Annotated in this window: 4 protein-coding genes and 1 pseudogene; 1 reads left to right on the top strand and 4 read right to left on the bottom strand. The window is 69.3% G+C overall.

Annotation, left to right across the window (positions count from 1 at the left end; translation table 11 throughout):
* Positions 1–254 (top strand): annotated as a pseudogene (locus ACPUER_RS35525) (SH3 domain-containing protein); the annotation flags it as partial.
* A gap of 158 nt (positions 255–412) precedes the next feature.
* Here the strand turns inward: ACPUER_RS35525 and ilvD are convergent.
* The 4 genes from ilvD to ACPUER_RS35505 form a co-directional block, all read right to left on the bottom strand.
* Complete coding sequence (gene ilvD, locus ACPUER_RS35520; protein ID WP_310142782.1) at positions 413–2,272, bottom strand: dihydroxy-acid dehydratase; 1,860 nt, start codon at positions 2,270–2,272, stop codon at positions 413–415.
* Positions 2,273–2,561: 289 nt separating this feature from the next.
* Positions 2,562–3,584, bottom strand: a complete 1,023-nt coding sequence (locus ACPUER_RS35515) for an Ldh family oxidoreductase (protein WP_425133419.1) — start codon at positions 3,582–3,584, stop codon at positions 2,562–2,564.
* The gene (locus ACPUER_RS35510) at positions 3,577–5,169 is read right to left on the bottom strand and encodes an aldehyde dehydrogenase (NADP(+)) (protein ID WP_425133418.1); all 1,593 of its coding nucleotides are present in this window, start codon (positions 5,167–5,169) and stop codon (positions 3,577–3,579) included. The genes ACPUER_RS35515 and ACPUER_RS35510 overlap by 8 nt, the downstream gene beginning before the upstream one ends.
* A gap of 75 nt (positions 5,170–5,244) precedes the next feature.
* Positions 5,245–6,870 carry an APC family permease gene (locus ACPUER_RS35505; RefSeq protein WP_175958897.1) on the bottom strand — a complete coding sequence of 542 codons (1,626 nt, stop codon included), beginning with the start codon at positions 6,868–6,870 and terminating at the stop codon, positions 5,245–5,247.
* Between the last annotated feature and the right edge of the window lie 310 nt (positions 6,871–7,180).

The following is a 7,180-nucleotide window of genomic DNA, read 5'->3' as shown; positions in this document are numbered from 1 at the left end:
GAGCGAACCGCATGCCGGCGCCGGCGGCACCTGCGCTTGCGCCGATGCAGGCCGCGCCGGGCAATGCCCGGCCGGCGGGCCCGCCGCCGGCCGTATTGCGCCCGCCCCCCGCGCCGGGCGGTGAAGCCCGTCCGATGCCGCCTGTGCATCAGGGCGGCGGCGGTGGCGGTGGTTACGCGCGGCCGCAAGGCGGCGGAAACGGCGGCGGTAGCCACGGTGGTGGCGGAGGCGGTACCGACGAATACCGTCACTGACCGCGCCAGTTCCGCGATTTCTCCGCGCGCAGGACGAAAAAAAACCGCTCCGGAGAGCGGCTTCTGGATCAGGCGAGCGGGCGGCCGGGCGGTTGTGTGGCGCCGCAGCCCGAGCGGACTGTCCGTCGCTGGTTGCCCGTCGTCGGTAGGCCGCCCCGTCAGTCGTCGAGCAGCGACACGTCGCGCACCGCGCCCTTGTCGGCCGACATGACCAGCTTCGCGTACGCCTTCAGCGCCGCGGACACCTTGCGCGGACGCGGCTGCGCCGGCTTCCAGCCCTTCGCGTTCTGCTCTTCGCGGCGGCGCGCCAGTTCCTCGTCCGACACCAGCACGTCGATCGTGCGGTTCGGGATGTCGATGCGGATCCTGTCGCCGTCGCGCACGAGGCCGATCGCGCCGCCCGCTGCCGCTTCCGGCGAGCAGTGACCGATCGACAGGCCCGACGTGCCGCCCGAGAAGCGGCCGTCCGTCAGCAGCGCGCATGCCTTGCCGAGCCCCTTCGACTTGATGTAGCTGGTCGGGTAGAGCATTTCCTGCATGCCGGGGCCGCCCTTCGGGCCTTCGTAGCGCACGATCACCACGTCGCCCGCCTTGACCTTGTCGTTCAGGATGTTCTCGACCGCTTCGTCCTGCGATTCGGTGACGTGAGCCGAGCCTTCGAACACGAGGATGCTTTCGTCGACGCCGGCCGTCTTCACCACGCAGCCGTCGAGCGCGATGTTGCCCGTCAGCACGGCGAGGCCGCCTTCCTTCGAGAACGCATGCTCGTACGAGCGGATGCAGCCTTCGGCGCGGTCGAGGTCGAGGCTCGGCCAGCGCGTGTTCTGGCTGAACGCGACCTGCGTCGGGATGCCGGCCGGGCCGGCCAGGTAGAACGTGCGGACCGCGTCGTCCTGCGTGCGCACGATGTCCCACTGGTCCAGCGCATCCTTCAGCGTCGGCGCGTGGATGGTCGGCACGTCGGTGTGCAGCTTGCCGGCGCGCTCGAGCTCGCCGAGGATCGCCATGATGCCGCCCGCGCGGTGCACGTCCTCGATGTGGTACTTGTTCGTGTTCGGCGCGACCTTGCACAGCTGCGGCACGGTGCGCGACAGGCGGTCGATGTCCTTCATCGTGAAGTCGATGCCGGCTTCCTGCGCGATCGCCAGCAGGTGCAGGATCGTGTTGGTCGAGCCGCCCATCGCGATGTCGAGCGTCATCGCGTTCTCGAACGCCTTGAAGCCGACCGAGCGCGGCAGTATGCGTTCGTCGTCCTGCTCGTAGTGCTGGCGCGTCAGTTCGACGATGCGGCGGCCGGCGCGCTTGAACAGCTGCTCGCGATCGGCGTGCGTGGCGACCACCGTGCCGTTGCCGGGCAGCGACAGGCCGAGCGCTTCGGTCAGGCAGTTCATCGAGTTCGCGGTGAACATGCCCGAGCACGAGCCGCAGGTCGGGCAGGCCGAGCGTTCGACTTCGGCGACGTCGGCGTCCGAATACGACTGGTCGGCCGCGATCACCATCGCGTCGACGAGGTCGAGCTTCTTCAGTTCGACGGTCTTGGTGACCGGGTTCGCGAGGCGCGTCTTGCCGGCTTCCATCGGGCCGCCCGACACGAAGATCACCGGGATGTTGAGGCGCATCGCGGCCATCAGCATCCCCGGCGTGATCTTGTCGCAGTTCGAGATGCACACCATCGCGTCCGCGCAGTGCGCGTTCACCATGTATTCGACCGAGTCGGCGATGATGTCGCGGCTCGGCAGCGAATAGAGCATGCCGTCGTGGCCCATCGCGATGCCGTCGTCGACCGCGATCGTGTTGAATTCCTTCGCGACGCCGCCGGCAGCCTCGATCTCGCGCGCGACGAGCTGGCCGAGATCCTTCAGGTGCACGTGCCCGGGCACGAACTGGGTGAACGAGTTGACGACCGCGATGATCGGCTTCGAGAAATCGTCGTCTTTCATGCCGGTGGCGCGCCACAGCGAGCGCGCACCTGCCATGTTGCGGCCGGCGGTGGAGGTTTTGGAACGGTAAGTGGGCATTGTGGTTGCTGAAGAAATATCGCGAAAAAGGGTGGAGGCACGGGAATAAAGGCCTCTCTCGCGCCCGTGCGAACAACCTCTTGAGCTGCGCCCTGGGCAAACCGGGCGATTATCCCACAGCCGCCGGGGGCGTGGCGCCCGCGGGGCCGGCGGCCGGCGCGTCCGGCGGGCGCAGCGCGGCGCGGAACGCGCGGGCGGTTGCGGGACGCCCGCGCGGCGGGTCCGGGAGGCGGCCGGATCGCACATTTATCGACGACGCATGTGCGCCGCCTCCGCACGCCGGCGTCAGTCAGTCGAGCAGCGTCAGGATCTCGTCATAAAGCGCCTGCGGAATCCGCATGCCGTTCGCGATGCTGCGCGCGCGGGCGTCGAAGCGCCGTTGCGACGGCAGCCGCGCGCCCTGCGCGACGATCGACCCGAACATCCGCTCGCCGCGCGCGAGCCCCGCGTCGAGATCGTCGCCGAGGAACACCTTCGGATCGAACGCGATCACGAGCTCGCCGTGGCATGGCGTCGCGCCGACGCCTTCGTCGAAATCCATCGATTCCCGGCTCGTCATGTCGCCGATCAGCGCGCCGCCGAGCAGTTCGACCATCGCCGCGAGCGCCGAGCCCTTGTGGCCGCCGAACGTGCGCATCGCGCCCTGCAGTGCGGCCTTCGGATCGGTGGTCGGCTGGCCGTCGGCGTCGATCGCCCAGTGCGGCGGAATCGCCTTGCCTTGCTTCGCGTGCAGCTCGATGTCGCCGCGCGCGATCGCGCTCGTCGCGAAATCGAACACGAACGGCTCGCCGCCCGGGCGCGGCCATGCGAACGCGATCGGGTTCGTGCCGAACACCGGTTCGCGGCCGCCTTCCGGCGCGACCCAGCTGTGGCTCGGGTTCAGCGCGATGCCGACCAGCCCCTCGGCCGCGATCGCCTCGACCTCGGGCCACAGCGCGGAGAAGTGGTAGCAGTGGTTGATCGCCATCGCGGCGATCCCGTGCTGCTTCGCCATCTCGACGAGCACGGGCAGCCCGGTTTCGAAGCTCAGCAGCGAGAAGCCGCGATGCGCGTCGACGGCGACGATCGACGACGATAGCCGGCGCAGCGTCGGCACCGCTTGCGGATCGACCTTGCCCTTGCGCAGCGAACGCACGCACACGAGCAGCCGGTACACGCCGTGCGAATGGCATTCGTCGCGCTGGCCCTGCGTGATGACATTGGCGATCGCCCGCGCATGCGCATCGGACATCCCGTTGTGCGTCAGCACGCGCAGCGCGAGCGCATGGACTTCGTCGAGCGACAGGACGACTTCGGCGGTTTGCTCAGACATGGTTCACCTCGCGCGGCGCGGGCACGCCGTCGATGCGCTGCGGCACGTTCAGCGGATTGCCGTTGCGGATCGCTTCCGGCAACAGCGCGTCCGGCAGGTCCTGGTACGACACGGGGCGCAGGAAACGCTCGATCGCGCGTGCGCCGACGGACGTCGTGCGCGTGTCGGACGTCGCCGGGAACGGGCCGCCGTGCACCATCGCATGGCCGACCTCGACGCCGGTGCCGAAGCCGTTGACGAGAATGCGGCCGGCCTTGTGCTCGAGCGTCGTGCGCAGCGCGGCGAACAGCGACGCGTCGCCGTCGGCGAGATGCGCGGCGATCGTCAACTGGCCTTCGAGCGACTTCAGCACGCGATGCAGCGTGTCGGCATCCGGGCAGCGCACGATCAGCGAAGCGGGGCCGAACACTTCCTCGCGCAGTTCGGTGTGCGCGATGAACGCGTCGGCCGACGTCGCGAACAGCGCCGCGCGGGCCTGATGGCGGCCGCCTTCGGCGCCTTCCGCGAGCAGCTTGACCGCATCGTGTCCGCGCAGCGCCGCGACGCCTTGTGTGTAGCTCGCGTGGATGTGCGGCGTCAGCATCGTCTGCGCGGCCGCCGCGCGCACGGCATCGGCCGCCGCGGCTTCGAACGCGCGCAGCGCGGGGCCGTCGACGGCGAGCACGAGGCCCGGGTTCGTGCAGAACTGGCCGGCGCCGAGCGTGAGCGACGCGACGAACTGCGGCGCGATGGTGTCGTGACGCGCGTCGAGCGCGGCGGGAAGCAGCAGCACCGGATTGATCGAGCTCATTTCCGCATAGACCGGAATCGGTTCGGGGCGCGCGGCCGCGATATGCATCAGCGCGACGCCGCCGCGGCGCGAGCCGGTGAAGCCGACCGCCTTGATGCGCGGATCGGCGACGAGCGCCTGGCCGATCTCGCGCGACGCGTCGAACAGCAGCGAGAACACGCCGGCCGGCATTCCGCATTCGCGCGCGGCCTGCTGGATTGCGCGGCCGACGAGTTCCGACGTGCCCGGATGCGCGGAATGCGCCTTGACGATCACCGGGCAGCCGGCCGCGAGTGCCGAGGCCGTATCGCCGCCGGCGACCGAGAACGCGAGCGGGAAATTCGACGCGCCGAACACGGCGACGGGCCCGACCGCGACGTTGCGCAGGCGCAGGTCGACGCGCGGCAGCGGCTTGCGCTCGGGGCGCGCCGGATCGATCCGCGCGTCGAGAAAACCGCCGTCGCGCACGAGCGACGCGAACAGCGCGAGCTGGCCGACCGTGCGGCCGCGTTCGCCTTCGACGCGTGCGCGCGGCAGGCCCGTTTCGGCGACGCAGCGCTCGATCAGGTCGTCGCCGAGCGCCATGATGTGCCGGCCGATCGCGTCGAGAAACGCGGCGCGCGCGTCGAGCGTCGTTTCGCGATACGTGTCGAACGCGTCGTCGGCGAGCGCGCAGGCCGTCTCCAGGTCGTGCAGGCTCGCGCCGCCGAAAGCGGGTTCGAGTGGCTCGCCGGTCGCGGCGGCGATCGCGTGGAGGGTGCCGTTCTGTCCGGCGACGGCGGACTGGCCGATCAGGAGCTGACCTGTGAGTTGCATGGTTTTCCTCGGAAAAGACAGGGGCCGGGCGTGGTGCGCCCGGCCGGAGTGATGGTGAGAAAGGGAACGGGTGCGTCAATCCTCGTCGTCGTCGAGCTGCAGCTTGTCGGAACGGACGCCGGTATTCGCGCCCCAGTAGTAGATGACGAGCGCGACAGCCGCGACGACGGCCGTGTCGTACGGATGCGCGAGCCGGCCGGTGCCGCCGAAGCCGCCGAGATACGACAGCACGATCATCGCCGCATAAAACGCGATCAGCCACGCGGACGAGCGCACCTGTTCGGCGAGGCTCAGGTGCGCGGTCGGCACCCAGCGGCGGCACGCGAGATAGATGACGAACATCGCGATCTGCAGGCCGAGCAGCCAGGACACCGTGCTCCAGCCCGACCAGTAGACGATCAGCGCGGCGATCACGAACGACGCGGGGCCGGTGATGCCGAACGCGCTCGCGCGGAACGGCCGCGACAGGTCGGGCGCGGTGCGGCGCAGTGCGGCGACCGATACCGGCGCGACCGCGTAGCTCAGCACCAGCGCGGCCGACACGATGTTGATCAGCGCTTCCCACGACGGGAACGGCATCGTCCAGAAGATCGCGAGGCCGAACGTGAGCCACAGGCCCGCGCGCGGAATGCCCGACGCTTCGTCGACGCGCGTGAACACCTTGAAGAAGGTGCCCGTCTTCGCCCAGCCGTAGACCACGCGCGGCGTCGCGTTCATGTAGATGTTGCCGCAGCCGCTCGGCGAGATCATCGCGTCGGCGACGACCATCACCGCGAGCCAGCCGACGCCGAGCGCGAGCGCGATGTCGCGGTACGGCAGCGTGAACGCCTTGCTGATGTCGTGCCAGCCGCCGGCGAGCATCGCGGTCGGGATGCTGCCGATGAACGCGAGCTGCAGCAGCACGTAGATCAGCGTCGACAGCAGGATCGACAGGATCAGTGCGATCGGGATCGTGCGCTGCGGATTGCGCACCTCGCTCGCGACCGACACGATCGGCGTGAGCCCGAGGTACGCGAAGATGATGCCGCCGGCGGACACGGCCATCTCGATGCCCGGCATGCCGAACGGCGCGAAGCCGTGCACGGTCAGGTTCGCGGGCTTGAAGAACGTGAACAGCACGCCGATCACCGCGAGCGGCACGATGAACTTGAAGATGCTGATGATGTTGTTCGCCTTCGCGAACGTCTTCACGCTCGAATAGTTCAGGTAAAAGAAGAAGCAGAGCAGCGCGGCCTGCACGAGCCAGCCGATCGTCGTCGGGTCGCTCGATCCTTCTACGGTCAGGCCAGGAAACCACGCGGCCGCGTACTGGCGCGCGGCGACGACTTCGATCGCGATCAGGCTCGAGAACGCGATCAGCGTGATGAAGCCCATCAGGTAGCCGAGCAGCGGGCCATGCGAGAACACCGGGTAGCGGACCACGCCGCCCGCGCGCGGCAGCGCGGCGCCGAGTTCGCAGTAGACGATGCCGAGCAGCAGCACCGCGAAGCCGCCGAGCAGCCACGAGAAGATGCCGGCCGGGCCCGCGATCGTCGACACGTGACTCGCGGCGAACAGCCACCCCGAACCGAAAATGGCGCCGAGACCGATGAACGTGAGATCGGTCAGCGACAACTGTTTCTTGAACTTGCCGTGACCCGCGTCGGGGTGCGCGGTACGGGAAAGCGGGACAGACGGGTGAGCGTTGCCTTGGCCTGGCATGGGCTTGTCTCCTGAGGGAATGGCGGTGCAGGCGTCGAGTGCGCCGCGCTCCGACGGAGCCGCGCGCACGCCTGCCGGCCGGCGTCGCCCGGTTCGAACGACCGGGGCGGGCCGCGGGCCGTTCACAAGCGGCGCACGCTGGCGCCGGGGCGAACGGGCCCGCAGGCCATGCCGGACCGGAGACGGGGGGGCGGCGGGGGGGGGGCCCGCCGGCCGCCCCCCGGGGTTTTGATTATATAAAAAACCTGGGGCACGCCCGGCGCGGTTATTATACCATATACAACAATTTTATAAAAAAACCCACACATTG

Origin of the sequence: Burkholderia sp. DN3021, assembly GCF_049805555.1 — a bacterium.
Taxonomy (GTDB): Bacteria; Pseudomonadota; Gammaproteobacteria; order Burkholderiales; family Burkholderiaceae; genus Burkholderia; species Burkholderia pyrrocinia_C.
The sequence above is the reverse complement of the archived record's forward strand: the minus strand, read 5'-3'. Positions and strand labels throughout refer to the sequence as shown.

Excerpts from the sequence above, each read along its gene's own strand:
- ACPUER_RS35505 (WP_175958897.1), bottom strand. The coding sequence starts at position 6,870 with ATGCCAGGCCAAGGCAACGCTCACCCGTCTGTCCCGCTTTCCCGTACC.
- ACPUER_RS35515 (WP_425133419.1), bottom strand. The coding sequence starts at position 3,584 with ATGTCTGAGCAAACCGCCGAAGTCGTCCTGTCGCTCGACGAAGTCCAT.
- ilvD (WP_310142782.1), bottom strand. The coding sequence starts at position 2,272 with ATGCCCACTTACCGTTCCAAAACCTCCACCGCCGGCCGCAACATGGCA.
- ACPUER_RS35510 (WP_425133418.1), bottom strand. The coding sequence starts at position 5,169 with ATGCAACTCACAGGTCAGCTCCTGATCGGCCAGTCCGCCGTCGCCGGA.